Here is a 15,232-nt window from a genome sequence, read left to right on the forward strand (position 1 = left end):
TAAATCGGTAGCGCGACGGAGTGAGCTCTTAATCACTCTGCGTCGGGTTTGAAATCGTTGAAGTTGGATTTGAGCAATCGCTCGAACGCGGAGCCGTCCTGGCGGGTCAGGTTCGGTACAAAGCGTGAATAGACCCGGAACAGCATTTCGGTTGTCGAGTGACCCATCTGCCGGGCAATCCACTCAGGGCTCTCCCCCGCTGCCAGCCAGAGCGTGGCAGCCGTATGGCGCGTTTGGTAAGGGCGTCGTTTACGCAACCCCAGATGCCGTAAAAGTGGATACCAGACACGTTTGGTCACGTTGTTATGCGACAACGGCGAGCCGCTGCGGGTACAAAACACGTACTGCTGGTCACCGGTTGCTTCGTACTGATGTTTCAATGCATCGAAGACCAGCTCGCTCATGTCAATTGCGCGAAACGACCCATCGTTTTTGGTGCTTTGGATTTCGCCGTTAACGATGGTGCTGCGTACCATGATTTGCCGGCGGTCAAAATCCACCGCATCCCATTGGAGCCCATCGATTTCCGCTGTCCGCATGCCGGTAAAGAACCGCACGGTGTAGTAGTCCCGAAAATCAGGACGGACCTTTTCGATGATGAGCCGAACCTCATCTATCGTGAATGGCTCTACATCCGTGCGCGGCACCTTAAGCGATTTAATTCCCTGGTAAGGTGAGCTAAAATTGTAGCGGTTGGCTGCTTCATTCAAAATCATGCGCAAAGGCGTCATGATGTGGTTTATCCGCGACGGAGATAGCGACTTGTTGCTTCGGGGCGTAACTTTGGCGAGTGAGGCCCGAAACTCAAGTACTTCCGCTTTGGTGATGCGGCCAACTTCCCTTTCCCCAAAGGCTGGGACTAAATACTTATCCAATGTAATTCGCACCGTATCAGCATGCGATGTTCGCCACTGAATACTCATTTCAGCAAACCACGTGTTCGCAAAGTCACTGAACAGGGGCGTATCAAGATGCTGACTGCGCACCTGCATTTCCCTGAATTGCTGCGCCTTGGCGCTTCCTGGGAAATGCTTACCATAATCAAAGGTGCCTAACGTAATCTCCGCTTCAATCCGGTCGAGCAGCTTCTGCACCCTCTTACGATTTTCTCGCGTGTCTTCAAGAGAAGTTTGTTCGCGACATCTTTTGCCGCGGTAACTGAAGTCAATAACCAAACGGTTATTTTCCTTCCGTGCGTACATTCTAGCCATGAGCAAGACCTCCTCTCGCCATTGGGATAGCCAATGAGTTTGAGGAAGCCCCCATCATGTCCCGCTGAATAGCCTCCCAAATAAAGAGGAGTTTTCGGCCTCCGAAAGGACGAACGTAATGAATGCCCTCCAACAAAACAGAGTCTTTCAACTGCTCTCTGATCGTTCTGGGATCGTATTTAATACGCTCAGATAATTCTTCAGTGGTCAGGTATGTTTCGTTCATGCTATTCTCCTAGTATCTTAAGAGAGCAATAATGATGCTCTAGAGATACATTATACACCTATTGATAACTTGTCAATGCTTTTTGTTTCTCTAGAGAATTAAAATAGGTCGCTAAAATGATAAAATGCAACTTTGCAGAGTTACTAGGCGCGCGAAAACTGAAGGTCGCAGACGTCGTCAGGGATACCGGAATTAACCGCAGTACCTTGACTCGCCTGTATCACGAAACAACGTCACGAATTGACTTCGAGACGCTGGAAACACTTTGTCGATATTTGGAGTGTGATGTTGGTGAGCTACTTGAAGTAGTTGATGATTAAGTTAGGGAAGAAATTAATATCTGTTTGTTCGTTTTGAAAACGGAAGACTGAAATATGAAACTTAGTCAAATATCAAGCTCCAAAGACGCAATGTATCCTGAGGATTGACGCCACGGCAAGACCATATTCGTGAGTCTGATTTACAAAACGATGTCGTAGATGGATTCTAGGAGCTTATTAATAGGCGTGCCAGTGAAACCGTTATAGACCGATATTTAAGCTTGCATTCGGAACCACTTACCGCAGTCTTGAACATCAACAATACTAGCCACCATGCTGCGCGGGTAATACCCGAAAAATCAATTCGTGCAAAGGTATCGAACGCTCAATCAGGCTTAATTCCAGATTTTTAATTGGCGGTAAAAATTCATTCGGAACAACTGGGCATGTCGTTGAATTAAAGGGAGTCGCACGTACTTTTTTTCAGAAACAAATAATAAAATTCAGTTGAGTCATATGCGTTTACTCAAATAACTCACAGGTGCTAACCTACGTCGACATGCTTTTTTGTTCAGATACCTCACAGGTCTTACGTCATGCTTTTAAGTAGTGTCAACGGCAGTTTAAATTTGACCCCCTTTGGGGTTAATTCGGCAATCTAATTTTGACCCCCCTTGGGGTTAAATTTCACCGATTATCGGTGCAATGCCTATCTTCTTTTTGTCTTTCAACCGGTAGCTCTCACCACTGATTTGGATTACATGGCAATGGTGCAGCAGGCGGTCTAACATCGCAGCCGTTAATGTGGTGTCGTTCGCGAAGGCACCCGCCCACTGGCTAAATGGTAAGTTGCTGGTCAGTAATGTGCTGCCACGCTCATAGCGTTTTGCGACCACGTTAAAGAACAGGTTTGCTTCCTCGCGGCCAAACGGCAGGTAGCCGATTTCATCGATGATGAGTAGCTTTGGACTCATTACAACGCGCTGTAGGTAAGTTTTCAGCTTACCTTGGTTGTGTGCTGTCGCCAGTTGCAGCATCAGATCTGCTGCCGTAATAAAGCGCACTTTAGTGCTGGCCATGATGGCTTTGTAACCAAGCGCAATAGCTAGATGCGTTTTACCCACACCACTGGGACCAAGCATCACAACATTCTCGTGTCGTTCGATAAAACTCAGGCCTGACAACTCCGTCAGCTGTGCTTTGGGCACGCCGCTGGCGAAGTTAAAGTCATACTCCTCAAGCGTTTTAATGTTTGGTAAACCGGCGAACTTGAGTAGGGTCGCCTTGGTGCGCTGGGTTTTTGCTTTCAGCTCTTCAGCTAAGAGCTTCTCAATGAAGTCCGCATACGAGCCTTCCTGCGCGAGGTGATGCTCAGCAATGGATGGCCAGGCTTCAGGCAATGCGTATAAGCCAAGTTGCCGACAAGCATCGGCAATGCGTTCAGACTGTAAGTTCATGCGCACCTCGCAACATCTGGTCATAGACACTGAGTGGATGTTGCAAGCTCTCGTATGGTGTTGGCACACGACGCGATGCTTGCGGCTGGTACACGCTGCCGATCTTCATCGGCAACGGCAACAACGCCTCTTGCTCCGTTATTAAGCGCTGGTTTGGTACGTCTCCGGTCGTACCGTGCACTCGAGCATTCGCCACCTGCGTCAGCCAGCGACCGACATAGCCATTCGCAGTCTGCACATCTAAACGTAAGCCTGAGGTTCTTAGCGTTGCCTGCAGAGGCACGACGAAGCTTGATTTAAGGTAACGGTTAAAGCGTTCAACCTTGCCTTTAGTTTTAGCCCGATAGGGGCGACAAACACGAGGATGAAAGCCGAAGTCCTGTGCGGTTGATAAAAGCTTGGGGTTCCAGCGATGCTCACCATCCGCGTAGGCATCGCGCTCAATCATGATGGTCTTAGCATTGTCGAACAGTACTTCGTGTGGCACACCACCAAAGAAGTCAAAGCTGTGCTCAAGGCCGTCAATCCAGGCTTCTGTGCGCTCGTTATCGTAAAACCGCACATAACTTGCACGTGAATAACCCAGCGTCGCCACGAAGGCTTTGAGGGCATAGGTTCCACGGCGAATAATGGTGAAGTCCACCTGCAATTGCTTACCTGGCTCGGTTTCAAATCTTACGAGTGGATCGGCTGCCTGCTTAGGTTTGAACGTGGCGACGTACTCGCTGAGTATTCGGATTTTGCCTTGGTAGCCACGGGCCAAGATCTCTTCATAGAGCACGGCTGCTGGTATCCAATCTGGATGAGCCGCTTTGATGCGCGCCTGAATATAATCTTTGAAGGGGTCAAGCTTGCTCGGACGCACAACGCTGCGTTGATAAACCGGCGTACTCTCGGTTTGCTGCAAATACTTTTTAACAGTGTTCCGGGCCAGGCCTGTTTCGCGCGCTATCCCTTTGATCGATTTACCTTGGTGCTTAAGTACTTTAATGGTCACAACCATCTCCTGAGTTAACATCGAAAGCGGCCTCTTGAGAAAAACCGCTAGTTTACTTCAGGGGGTCAATTTTCAATTGCCGTTAGGGGGTCATTTTTACACTGCCGGTAACAGTAGTAACAGCCTGCCGTAACTCTAATCGTTTTACTTCGAATTAAACGATATACGTCTACTAAGATTAACAACTGCTCCAAAACGAGAAAAGCCACCCGAGGGTGGCTTTTCCGTAGAACTTTTTCGCATGAGACCTCGATTTTTCCGAGGCTACTCCGCCTTTATGTAAAACAGTCTAGACATGTTATTATCCGAAGTCAACAACTTAATAGCAGGGAAAGCAATTGAAGTACATATCATCAAGTCGGTTGTCGATTTATGAGCACCATCTTAAAGTTAAGCACGATGAAGTGCTAGCAGCTTATCATTGGAATAAAGCTCTCTGTGGTGCGCTCTTCCCTGTTATCCAATGCTTAGAAGTTACACTACGAAACGCTATTGACTGCGCAATTCGAGAAAACCCTCCCAAAGCTGCTAAAGGTCAATACAGTACTGGAACAGATTGGATCTTTTCCTTCACTGAGTACATGGGAAATAGAAAGCTTTCTAACCACACCAGATACACAAAAAGCGCGCGTTCCAGACAACCCGTGGACAAACAAGGTTATGTGCTTACTCCCAGTAAGAAACGACTGATTATTAAATATCTGTGGGAAGAAAAGAAAGTCGTAGATGCGAGTAAAAAGCTAAAAAAAGCTGGGAAGGCTGTCACACCAAACAATGTGATCTCTGTCATGGATTTTGGCTTCTGGACGAATTTTCTCTCGCCGGCATATGAAGATAACAGTTCGCACATGCTACTTTGGCCTAACCAACTGAAAACAGTATTCCCTAACGCTCCGGCCGGAATTACTAGAGCTAATATAGAAAAAAAATTTCTATCTATCAGAGAGTTGAGGAATAGACTAACGCATCACGAGGCTATCTGGAAGTTCTTCTATAACTCCCCTGTTAATGGCAAACCTGATTACTCGAAGCCTGTCTACGGTGCGAAAGCCAGTTGCTCACTATTATTAAAGCATTACGAGGATATTCTAGAGGCCATTCGATGGATGAGTAAAGAGAGATTAGCTACATTTCTTGAACACCACGGCGATGCAAGATTCAGAGTCTTATGTAGTCTGGATGGGCTTCATAGTTTCATCTCTCCAGAGAAAATCACTTGTACTCACCCTATTAATAAGGGAGGCTGGGGAGTTAAGAAGCTTCTGACTAAGCTAGAAGACGGCGGCCCAGTGAGGATCACTCATAACGGGAAAACTATTTATACATTAGCACAAGATTTTCACAGAGCATTCTGAAAGAAAGAGGCTTAAAAGTGTATTAGAGGGAATTGATAATATGAGTGAAGATAAAAAACTCGCGAAGGACTGTCTAATATTCAAACAGGGGCAGGATAGTCTGCTTGGTGATAATGAGAGTGTTGAAGATGGTATCGAGAAGATCAGAAGTAAGTTATCAGATCTAACAAATATTAAAAATCTTCACTTTTTACTGGGCGCAGGAGTTAGCTCAGATGCTATCCCAGCTATGGCCGAGCTTATCGAAATAGTGGACAAAAAAGTAAAGGATGAAACAACTGCGACTGACTTAGCATCTCAGACTAACAATCTAAAGCACGATGATGTGAAAGCACTATTCAACTCTGTTCGGGACGGCTCTCCAGACAATTTAGAAGACATACTAGGTACACTCTATTCAAAGCGAGAATATTCAAAAGGTGTTAACGAAAAAGATAGTCTGAACGATTTCCTTATCAACTTGATTGAGTCCCAAATTTACTCATCTATCAATATTGACTGCACAGATGCTAAGGCTGAAGAATCCCTGAATTTGTATAAAAAGCTCTATCAGAAATTAGCATTACGAAATAAGGATCTAGCGAGAGTCAACGTATTCACTACTAACAACGACTTACTTAGCGAAACTGCATTAGGCTATCTGAATATTAACTACAACAACGGCTTCAGTAGTGGCCTGTCTCGTACATTTAATCCAGCGCGTTTTTCCTACACATTCTCACGAAAGGTTGATCCAAGCGTCGAAAAGTATGAGCCTCTGGAAAACATGGTTTATCTTTACAAGCTTCATGGATCGGTTAGTTGGATCGAGTCAGATGACAACTCATTTTTCAACATTAAAGAGGTTGATGTAGTTCCTAATGAGCCACCCAAAGACAAGAACGTACTGATCTATCCCACGCCGCTAAAACAAAATAAGAGCTTAGGCTCCCCGTATGCTGATCTAATTAGGGAGTTTCAAAACAAGCTCTTACTGCAACATGGGGTGTTAATAATTATTGGCTATAGTTTTAGTGATGAACATATAAACAATGCCATTTATTCTGCTCTGGCATCAAATTCAAGCCTTAGCGTTGTTATTTTTGGTAACTATCATCCTTCTGAAAACCTCACAAAACTGACGGACAGACGGATTTATCAGATATCAGGAGAGGTTGATAGTTCTGATGGAACCGGTGCAGCACACTCAAAGGAAAAGGTTCATTATTTCAACTTTATTGTAAATAACTTTATTCCTGATTTAGATCGCAGCAAAGATATCGAAATTCTTGAAGAATTTATCAAATCTTTGAAGTCAATCAAGGGTGCAAAATGAAGATTGGAAAAATTGTTTCGGTAAATTTCAATCAATTCCGAGTAAAGATCTCGTCAGAGATAAGAGGTAACTCCGTTAACCTTGCTGGCACTGTGTATTATTTTGGTAATATCGGAAGCTACTTAAAGACAACCAACTCGGTGGGTGAGCAGTTAATCTGCGAAGTTATGTCAATTTTTGATAGCGATACCAAACTAGATTCAGCCGCTTATGATTTTGATAGTAATCGTGAACTACTCTTGAAGCCTATAGGTACAATCACAAGAGATGACCGGTTTAATCTTGGGGTCGGGATCTTCCCCGGAATATATAGTGAAGTAAACGTCGTTACATTCGAGGATATGGAACTAATCCTTCAAACAGGTAAAGATAAAGAGCTAAGCAAAGCAATTCATCAGAGCTTTTTTCTCGGAGAGAGTAAAAACCTGATTAACTACCCGATAGACATCTCGATCAATTCATTTTTCAATATTCACTCCGCTGTACTCGGTAACTCTGGTAGCGGCAAGTCAAATACAATAGCTCACATAATCCAAGAAATTCATAAGAAGAAAAATAACTCTGCTATTGGTTCGCGAATACTAATTTTTGACGTCAACGGCGAGTATAAAAATGCTTTTACAGGACACGAAATCAGCCCATATATAAAGGTTAGGTTATTAAAGCCAAACATTGAAGCTACTGAAGACGGCGTCGAACCTTTTTACCTTCCTCACTTCTTGATGAATATTGACGAATGGAGTTCGTTCCTAATGGCTACGGATGCCACCCAACGCCCCTTCTGGGACAAGGTACTTCAGGAAAGTTATAAGTTTTATATGATCGCGACCCACGAAGGGGATGATAGGCAAAAGCTCATCAACTACCTCAGATTTAAGATCTGTAATCTAATCCATATACTACAAGCTCAAGGTGACAGTGATACAGCAATTATTACTACCGCACAAGGCATACTTTATGGAATTTTAACACTTATAGAGATGGATGATGATCTCCAACGCGCATGTCAGCAGGAAGGTGTGTTACAGGATTTACATGACTTGAATGCAAGTTGCACCATCGATTGGGGTAGAAACGATGGCAAGTTAATGAGGGCAGTAGAGTTAGTTGAAAACAGAATTAATAAAGATACTCTACGAGAAGTTATGGACTATAGAGCGTCTGGCGAAGAGTATTTCAACTACGAGTTTTTGAAACAGGCAGCGAATCTTACATTATTAGAAGAAGATGCTAGAGGTAATGGCCGAGTAAGGGAATACACGTCTACGATGATGACACGATTGGATTTTTTCTTGGACAACCCTGATTGCGCTTTCATGCGAAAGTCACCCGTAGGAGCAACAAATATTGATCAATACCTTGATTGGTTGTGGCAGTCTGATAAAACAGTACCAGAAAAGACTAACATGGTGATTATCGACACCAGCGAGCTATCAAAGGATGCACTAGAAACATTAACCTCTGTAACCTCAAGGCTTCATTTCACGTCACGGAAAAAACTGAAAGGCTCCGCTAGAAGGGAGAAGCCTATACATCTGGTGCTAGATGAGGCTCATCGCTACATCAAGAAAGATTCTAAGTATCTGCTTCGTGAAAATATATTCGAACAGATTGCGCGAGAGGGTAGAAAATACGCATTGTATTTATTGGTGTCATCACAACGCCCCTCAGAGTTGTCTGAAACTGTTTTATCCCAATGCTCAAACTTCATAATCCACCGCATACAAAACGAGATAGATATGAAGTACGTATACGCCATACTTCCTTACTTTTCAGATGATTTTGCTAACAAGATTAAGCAATCGGTTCCCGGAGAGGCTCTAATATTTGGTAACTGTGTTTCAATGCCACTTCACGTGCGAGTGAAACAAGCCTACCCAGAACCTAATAGTGAGAATTGCAAAGTTCATGAAGAGTGGTTTAAGCCATTTCCATCTCCACCACCACAACTGCAATAGACTGTAGTGATTTGCGCATAGAAAACTCTTTTGTTTTAGTTTAGATGAATTTTCTACTAAAACTGCTCCGATTTTCCGAGAGGGTTACAACTCCAAACAGTAAGCTAAAGGTCATTTTTTGCGTTCACCGATCAAAGGCAGTAAGCGTCACATAAACCACACAACCGGCCAAGATAATTGTCGCTGAGATGATTTCGGTGCCACCCGATCACGCGTTTCGGTTTAATCCGATCATTGATTTCGGTCTATCCGAACAGTCTTTGGCGGGTCAGTTTGATTGACCGTTTTTGTCGGCGTTGATGTGCCAGGGCAGCAGTTGGTCGAGGTCATCACCGTCGTTGAGTAGCGGCAGTTGCTCGAACAACATCATGAGATAGTCGACCGGCATCAGGCCGTTGGCCTTGGCGGTTTCGACCATGCTGTACAGGATAGCGCTGGCCTGCGCGCCGCCTCGTGAGTTTGAGAACAGCCAGGCTTTGCGACCGATAACGAACGGTTTTATTGCGCGCTCGGCACGGTTGTTATCGATATTAACGTGGCCGTCATGCAGGTAAACCTGCAGTTTGTCCCATTGTTTAAGCGTGTAATGGATGGCTTTGCCGAGCAGTGACTGCGGGTTGACCTGCAGCGCCGACTTATCCAACCAGGTTTTTAGCTTGTCCATCACAGGTTGTGCTAAGGCGGTGCGTTTTTCCTGCTTTTGCACCGGGCAGGCGTCTTTGATTTTCTGCTCAACGCCGTACAGTTTCTGGATAAAGCTCAGCGCCTGGTCGGCTTTGCCGCTTTTGCCTTTACCTTGTACGGTTTTGGCTTCAATAAACTTACGACGGGCATGCGCCCAGCAACCGGCCAGCCGGGCGCCGGTTTGCTCATAGCCCTGATAGCCGTCCACCTGCAGTGGACCGCAATAGTCAGCTAAAAACGCAGCGGGGTGGGCGCCACCGCGCCCGTCCTGGTAATCATACAGCACGATATTCGGTGATTTATCCGGCCTCGGCTTATCGGTGCCACAGCCGTAAACCCACATGTAGCATTTGGATTTATCCACATCGAGCACGTTTAAGGTCGTCTCGTCAGCCCAGAGAGCCGGTTGTTTTAGCAGGATGTCGTGCATGCGCTGATAAAGCGGCCGCAGTTTGTCGCTGACGGTCAACATCCAGCGACTCATGGTCTGGCGACTCAGCTCGATGCCGTATTGTTTGAACATCGCTTCCTGACGATACAGCGGCAACCCGAACTGGAACTTGGCGCTGATGATTTGTGCCAGCAAGCTCGGCGTTGCGATGCTCTTGGGCAGTAGGCTCGGTTTAACCAGTGCGATTTTGACAGCGGTTTGTGTGCCGTGCTTTTCGCAGGCGCGGCAGCTGTATTTCGGGCGTACATGGCGCACCACCCGGCTGGTGGCCGGGATAAATTCCAGCTCTTCGCTGGTTTCCTCGCCCATACGGTGCAAGTCATGGCCACAACAGTCACAGACTTTGTCTTCGTCTGCGATATCGTGCAACACCTCTTCGCGCGGCAATGATTCATCAATACGCGGGCGGCGCGGTTTTTTACGGGTGTAGGTAACGGTTTGCTCTGCGGCTACTTCTTCCGCTGTCGGCTCAAGAGCCTCTTCAAGCTCGTTAAACAATTCACCCTGACCGGGCAGCCCTTCGCTACTGGCACCGAAGCGTTTTTGCACCAACAGTTGCCACTGCTCTCTCAGGTAATCGAGTTGATGTTGCAAACGCGACTTCTCAGCCTGCTCTGTTTGCAGCTGAGATTGCATGTCGAGAACCATCTTTTTCAGGCTCTCAACATCATCCGGGAGTGTGTTTGCATCGCTCGTTTTCATGGGGGCTATTATACCCCAAAAATACCGTCGAAGCCGTTGTTTTAGCGGGTTTACTTAGACCAATTCGTGATCGTAAAACGGTTTTTATGCAGGATCTTTATAAGCCGTTTTCGATCAGATGGTGGCACTAAAATGCAATGGCTGATGGCCTTTCATCAGGGTAATATCGAGGCCCTCGAGCAACCACTGCCATTGCTGTGCGCTTAAATTAAGGACATCGCCTTTTACCTTGCGCGGCCATTTAAACTTATTCTTTTCCAACCGCTTATACCAAAGACAAAAACCGGTTTTGTCCCAGTAAAGCGCCCGGACTTTATCGCGCCGGCGGTTGCAGAACACAAACACGGCACCGCTGAACGGCGAGCGGTCCATCTCGGCTTCGACAATAGCACTGAGGCCATTGATGCTCTTGCGAAAATCGACCGGCTGCTTATACAAATAAATCGCCGGCGGCTCGACGAACATCTTCATACGCTGAGGGCTTTGACCAGCTCAGCCACCCAGCGGGGCGATACCGACATCGGCAATACTAACTGCGCATCGCCGACGCGAACCTGCATGGCCGCTGTGGATGCCGGCGACGACTCAGTCGCCACCCGTGCAAAACCGGTACTCTCGGTTTCCTGCTGCAACTGACGGCGGCGCTGACTAAAATAGTCCGGATTAATCCCCCGGGCTTCACAAAACGCCTTGCGGCTTAGCCCGCTTTGCTCGAATTCATCAATTAGCGCCTGCCACTGCGCTTTAGAGCGGTATGCTCGACTCATAAATCACCTCGTTGGTTAGAACGTGGCGATAAATTAGGCTATCTGCAAATTGGTGACTAGGCGTGGTTTGTGCGACGCTTACCAAAGGCAAACTTTATGTGGCACAAATCTGTCACAGATTTGTCACAGCCCTGATCCACCGAAAAGTCAGTCACAACAGCTAACGGTCACGCCGAAAAAACAGCAAAGAGAAGAATTTAGAGTAGATACGAAAGGAAGAAAATCGCTGCAGGCCAGGGAAATGGCGCGCCCGACAGGAGTCGAACCTGTGACCTCCGCCTCCGGAGGGCGGCGCTCTATCCAGCTGAGCTACGGGCGCATTTCCAAATTTTGACTTCTAACCACTGTGCCTAATTTCCGAATGACCTTTGCCTCCGGAGGGCAACGCTCTATCCAGCTGAGCTAAGGGTGCGCATGCGATAGAAAAGCGAGGGCATTATATGGATTTGGCCGCACGCTGTCCAGCGTTGACCTTTGGTTCAAGTTCTCAATTTTTTGTTTATAGTTATTTTAGACCCTCTTAAACACGTCGCCTTTTTTAGATGATTGGTCTTATACAGGTTGTTGGTAGGGTTGGTCGAGATATAGTGCAGGTAGAACACTCTGTCTTTTAATAAAAGGAACCACTATGTCTCTACAAAGAGCGATATCAACGCTTGCTATCTCAGCGGCGTTGGCTTTGCCGGCGGCGGCAAGCGACTATTTATCCACCAACGTGCGTTTTACAAGTGATAACGCGTCGGCTTCAACGCGGGTTGTTTTTGTGCCTGAAGATCAATCGATTGCTGTCGAGGGCTGGACTGCCGAGCAGAATCAGGCGGTTGCGCGCGCAGCCCGCATTGAGGCGTTCACCGGTGCGGCATCCCAGCACGTCACTTTGATTGCACCAGAAGGTACCCAAGCGGACCACCTGATGCTGGCGGGCGTGGGGAATCCTGCTGAATTATCACGGTTTAATGCTGAAAAGTTAGGCGCGGCGATTGCGGCAGCGTTAAAACCTGAACTAACGGATGTTGTTTTTGATACTCGGTTAATTGCTAACCCGGGTGTCGCAGCTGAAATCAGTGCACAAGTGGCGCATGGTATCGACTTGCGCAACTATCGTTTTGATCGTTACCAGTCTGAGCCCAAAGCGCGCCCGCAGACCACTTATCACTGGGTGACACATTCACCGCAGGTGGCTGAACGACACTATGAAGATTATCGTGCTATCGCCGAGGGCGTGTTTGTGGCGCGTGATATTACGGCATTACCAGGCAGCGATGGCTATCCTGAAGCGATCGTTGAGCTTGCTAAGCAAGCCATGAGCGATTTAGATATTGAGCTCACCATTATCACGCCTGAGCAAGTCAAAGAAATGGGAATGGGCTTGCTTGAGAGTGTGAGTGCGGGCAGCCAACATGGTTCGTACCTATTAGCAGCGCATTACAAAGGCAGTGATGAGGCGCCGATTGCACTGGTGGGCAAAGGTAACACCTTTGATACCGGCGGCTACAACCTTAAAACCAACTCATCGTCGATTCTTCGCATGCAAACCGACAAAGCCGGCGCAGGTGCTGTCATTGGCGCGGTCATGGCACTTGCCAAGCAGCAAGCGCCTGTTAACGTGGTCGCGATTGCCCCTCTTTCGCACAACCTGATTTCGGGTTCAGCAACATTACCGGGGGATGTGGTTAAAGCCGGTGACGGTACGCTGGTTGAGATCGCCAATACTGATGCGGAAGGTCGTTTAATTTTAGGTGATGCGAACTGGTACGCGAACGATGTGTTCAAACCGCGCGCTATCGCTAATATTGCGACATTAACAGGCTCTAAAGTCGGTGCGCTGGGTACCGGTTATGCGGCGATGTTTGCTTCAGCGGATGATCTTCGTGCCGCTATTATTGAGGCCGGTAAGGTCACGGATGAAAAGGTATGGGAACTCCCATTAGACGGTTATCCCGGTATTATCGACAGCCCGTTAGCCGATATCCGTAATATTGGTTCGCCAGGTACCCAAGCCGGTGCAGCGTTCTTAAAACACTTTGCGGGCGATACGCCGTGGATCCATATTGATATGGCCGCTGATGCAATGGTCAGTAGCCCAACGGGTATTCACCCGGCAGGTCCGACAGGTTTTGGTGTTCGCTTGCTAACAGAGTGGGTACACCAACTGAATAAATAATACACATAAAAAAGCACGGCCTCAGTGCCGTGCTTTTTTTCACCTACTGCCTGTCACACTACTGACGCACCAGCGTCAGGTTATGAAAATCAAAGCTAAAGTCGGTGAATGGCGCAACCGCTTTCATGGTCGCCTGTTTTATTGAGTCATCCTCGTTCAATTCAAAACGCACATAGGCATCCGCTTCCAGCAAGGGTTCATCCCAATGTACGATAAACGTATCACCGTTGTAATGTTCTAAGGTGCCTTTGAGCATCGGGGTATGAGTAAAGTCCAAGCGTAACTCATCGCCTTGCATACGTACCTCGACATCGCCATACCACGCATCGGTATAAGTGCCCACGTATGCTTGTTGAGCTAACGTGGCGTCTTCTTCAGTGTCGGGTTTGGGTATTTTAAAGTCCGTTTTGCGTTGCATAAATTGACGATAATTTTCTGACTGCTCTGCAACCCAATCTTGGTCGGGTAGATTAAGTACTTGCTCAAGTGCTTCTTGCGTAATCGCTGTCAGACCGCCAAAGGCTTGTTGGTTGCTCACCACGGTAATACCGAAATTTTCTTCTGGGATGAGTGTGGTTAATGACAACATGCCCAAGATACCGCCACTATGATAAACCTGTTTAACGCCGTGATAGTCTTTTACGAACCAACCTAAGCCATAGCCTTGGAAGAACGTGCCCTGCTCAGCGGCTTTATCCGAAACGCCAATGGGGGTGGTTAATTGCCACATTTGATGCTGTGACTCGGGCGAAAAGACCTGCTCGCCCGATGGGCTTTTGCCATGCTGTAACTGTGTAATTAACCAGTTGCCCATGTCATCAACACTTGCGGCCGTTGCGCCCGCGCCGCCAAAGTCTTCAAGAAAATCGAGTGGAAAGCGATGTAATTCGCCGTCCTTCTCGATAGTACCGACCGCGACATTGTCGTTCGATGCTGGGATGTTAGAAAAGCCAACGACGCTCTCGTCCATGTTGAGCGGCTCGAAGAACGTCTGCTCAATGTAGTCGGAGTAAGGTACACCGGTGACCTGATGAATAAGTTCGCCTGCTGTTAAAAACATTAAGTTATTGTAGGCAAATTGCGTTCTAAACCCGTGATCCATCGGCACGTTAGCGAGGCCTGCTATAATCTCATCGACCGATTTATCGGTATTAGGCCAGATCATTAAGTCGCCGGCGCCTAAACCCAAGCCAGAACGGTGGCTGAGTAAATCACGAATGGTCAGGCGATGGGTCAACTCCGGATCGGATAACTTAAAGTCCGGCAGATAATCAGTGACTTTATCATCCCAATGCAGTTTACCTTGGTCGACAAGGTGAGCAATCGCGGCAGCCGTAAACGCCTTAGTATGCGAGGCTATACCAAACAAGGTATTTTTGGTGACCGGTTCTTGGCTTTCGATATCGCGAACGCCGAAGCCTTCGGCTAAAATCACTTTGCCATCTTTTACTGCGACAACGGCAAGCCCAGGGATATTAAACGCCTTAAGCGTTTGCTGCGCCGTAGTGCGGATCTTTTCATCCAGTGCAACAGTCTGCTGTTGGCTTTGGCTTGTCGCTTCTTTTTTTGTCGTTGTTTGTGGTTCTGAGCAACCTGCAAGCAGCGCCACACTAATGACGGCACTTAACAAACTGATGCGTGTTTTCATATCTCGTTTCTCTCTCGGCTCGACGTTAATGTAAAGA

The 15,232-nt window shown here is 47.2% G+C and carries 13 protein-coding genes and 1 tRNA gene; 5 read left to right on the top strand and 9 right to left on the bottom strand.

The annotated features are described in order from the left end of the window. Nucleotides 1-32: 32 nt before the first annotated feature. Nucleotides 33-1,211 (bottom strand): Arm DNA-binding domain-containing protein, encoded by a 1,179-nt coding sequence (locus OS145_RS01025; RefSeq protein WP_006954073.1) that lies wholly within the window; start codon nucleotides 1,209-1,211, stop codon nucleotides 33-35. Beyond that, nucleotides 1,204-1,437, bottom strand: coding sequence for a glycosyltransferase family protein (locus OS145_RS01030; protein ID WP_006954074.1), 234 nt, complete (start codon nucleotides 1,435-1,437; stop codon nucleotides 1,204-1,206). Before OS145_RS01030 ends, OS145_RS01025 begins: the two co-directional genes overlap by 8 nt. A gap of 116 nt (nucleotides 1,438-1,553) precedes the next feature. Here OS145_RS01030 and OS145_RS01035 point away from each other — a divergent pair, with 116 nt between their 5' ends. Then, complete coding sequence (locus OS145_RS01035; RefSeq protein ID WP_006954075.1) at nucleotides 1,554-1,757, top strand: helix-turn-helix domain-containing protein; 204 nt, start codon at nucleotides 1,554-1,556, stop codon at nucleotides 1,755-1,757. A gap of 620 nt (nucleotides 1,758-2,377) precedes the next feature. Here the strand turns inward: OS145_RS01035 and istB are convergent. Together istB and istA are read right to left on the bottom strand one after the other, a co-directional pair. Next, entirely contained in the window at nucleotides 2,378-3,154 is a 777-nt protein-coding gene (istB, locus tag OS145_RS01040; RefSeq protein WP_006954076.1) for an IS21-like element helper ATPase IstB, read from the bottom strand. Then, on the bottom strand, nucleotides 3,138-4,172 hold the full coding sequence (gene istA / locus OS145_RS01045; RefSeq protein ID WP_006954077.1) for an IS21 family transposase: 1,035 nt from the start codon (nucleotides 4,170-4,172) through the stop codon (nucleotides 3,138-3,140). The genes istB and istA overlap by 17 nt, the downstream gene beginning before the upstream one ends. Before the next feature lie 317 nt (nucleotides 4,173-4,489). Here istA and OS145_RS01050 point away from each other — a divergent pair, with 317 nt between their 5' ends. Genes OS145_RS01050 through OS145_RS01060 form a run of 3 tightly spaced genes read left to right on the top strand, consistent with a single transcriptional unit; the run spans nucleotide 4,490 to nucleotide 8,779 of the window. Then, complete coding sequence (locus OS145_RS01050) at nucleotides 4,490-5,506, top strand: Abi family protein (protein WP_040487481.1); 1,017 nt, start codon at nucleotides 4,490-4,492, stop codon at nucleotides 5,504-5,506. A 40-nt stretch (nucleotides 5,507-5,546) separates the two neighbouring features. Beyond that, on the top strand, nucleotides 5,547-6,821 hold the full coding sequence (locus tag OS145_RS01055; protein WP_006954079.1) for an SIR2 family protein: 1,275 nt from the start codon (nucleotides 5,547-5,549) through the stop codon (nucleotides 6,819-6,821). Beyond that, nucleotides 6,818-8,779 (top strand): ATP-binding protein, encoded by a 1,962-nt coding sequence (locus OS145_RS01060; RefSeq protein ID WP_006954080.1) that lies wholly within the window; start codon nucleotides 6,818-6,820, stop codon nucleotides 8,777-8,779. The genes OS145_RS01055 and OS145_RS01060 overlap by 4 nt, the downstream gene beginning before the upstream one ends. 268 nt (nucleotides 8,780-9,047) lie before the next feature. On the opposite strand, the gene tnpC is transcribed toward OS145_RS01060, so the two are convergent. From tnpC to OS145_RS01080, 4 genes are all read right to left on the bottom strand, one after another. Continuing rightward, complete coding sequence (gene tnpC, locus OS145_RS01065; protein ID WP_006954081.1) at nucleotides 9,048-10,616, bottom strand: IS66 family transposase; 1,569 nt, start codon at nucleotides 10,614-10,616, stop codon at nucleotides 9,048-9,050. A 114-nt stretch (nucleotides 10,617-10,730) separates the two neighbouring features. Next, nucleotides 10,731-11,087 carry an IS66 family insertion sequence element accessory protein TnpB gene (tnpB, locus tag OS145_RS01070; protein WP_006954082.1) on the bottom strand — a complete coding sequence of 119 codons (357 nt, stop codon included), beginning with the start codon at nucleotides 11,085-11,087 and terminating at the stop codon, nucleotides 10,731-10,733. Continuing rightward, nucleotides 11,084-11,383 (bottom strand): IS66 family insertion sequence element accessory protein TnpA, encoded by a 300-nt coding sequence (gene tnpA, locus OS145_RS01075; protein WP_006954083.1) that lies wholly within the window; start codon nucleotides 11,381-11,383, stop codon nucleotides 11,084-11,086. Before tnpA ends, tnpB begins: the two co-directional genes overlap by 4 nt. 242 nt (nucleotides 11,384-11,625) lie before the next feature. Then, nucleotides 11,626-11,702: transfer RNA gene (locus OS145_RS01080), tRNA-Arg, on the bottom strand. Between the two features lie 309 nt (nucleotides 11,703-12,011). Here OS145_RS01080 and OS145_RS01085 point away from each other — a divergent pair. Next, on the top strand, nucleotides 12,012-13,547 hold the full coding sequence (locus tag OS145_RS01085; RefSeq protein ID WP_006954084.1) for a leucyl aminopeptidase family protein: 1,536 nt from the start codon (nucleotides 12,012-12,014) through the stop codon (nucleotides 13,545-13,547). A gap of 58 nt (nucleotides 13,548-13,605) precedes the next feature. On the opposite strand, the gene OS145_RS01090 is transcribed toward OS145_RS01085, so the two are convergent. Next, nucleotides 13,606-15,195 (bottom strand): serine hydrolase, encoded by a 1,590-nt coding sequence (locus tag OS145_RS01090; protein WP_006954085.1) that lies wholly within the window; start codon nucleotides 15,193-15,195, stop codon nucleotides 13,606-13,608. Nucleotides 15,196-15,232 lie beyond the last annotated feature (37 nt).

The sequence above is a fragment of the Idiomarina baltica OS145 genome (genome assembly GCF_000152885.1).
In the GTDB taxonomy this organism is placed as follows: domain Bacteria; phylum Pseudomonadota; class Gammaproteobacteria; order Enterobacterales; family Alteromonadaceae; genus Idiomarina; species Idiomarina baltica.

Bases quoted from the DNA above. Each gene is read 5' to 3' on its own strand.
- OS145_RS01025 (WP_006954073.1), bottom strand. From the start codon at position 1,211: ATGGCTAGAATGTACGCACGGAAGGAAAATAACCGTTTGGTTATTGAC.
- OS145_RS01030 (WP_006954074.1), bottom strand. From the start codon at position 1,437: ATGAACGAAACATACCTGACCACTGAAGAATTATCTGAGCGTATTAAA.
- OS145_RS01035 (WP_006954075.1), top strand. From the start codon at position 1,554: ATGATAAAATGCAACTTTGCAGAGTTACTAGGCGCGCGAAAACTGAAG.
- istB (WP_006954076.1), bottom strand. From the start codon at position 3,154: ATGAACTTACAGTCTGAACGCATTGCCGATGCTTGTCGGCAACTTGGC.
- istA (WP_006954077.1), bottom strand. From the start codon at position 4,172: ATGTTAACTCAGGAGATGGTTGTGACCATTAAAGTACTTAAGCACCAA.
- OS145_RS01055 (WP_006954079.1), top strand. From the start codon at position 5,547: ATGAGTGAAGATAAAAAACTCGCGAAGGACTGTCTAATATTCAAACAG.
- OS145_RS01060 (WP_006954080.1), top strand. From the start codon at position 6,818: ATGAAGATTGGAAAAATTGTTTCGGTAAATTTCAATCAATTCCGAGTA.
- tnpC (WP_006954081.1), bottom strand. From the start codon at position 10,616: ATGAAAACGAGCGATGCAAACACACTCCCGGATGATGTTGAGAGCCTG.
- tnpB (WP_006954082.1), bottom strand. From the start codon at position 11,087: ATGAAGATGTTCGTCGAGCCGCCGGCGATTTATTTGTATAAGCAGCCG.
- tnpA (WP_006954083.1), bottom strand. From the start codon at position 11,383: ATGAGTCGAGCATACCGCTCTAAAGCGCAGTGGCAGGCGCTAATTGAT.
- OS145_RS01085 (WP_006954084.1), top strand. From the start codon at position 12,012: ATGTCTCTACAAAGAGCGATATCAACGCTTGCTATCTCAGCGGCGTTG.
- OS145_RS01090 (WP_006954085.1), bottom strand. From the start codon at position 15,195: ATGAAAACACGCATCAGTTTGTTAAGTGCCGTCATTAGTGTGGCGCTG.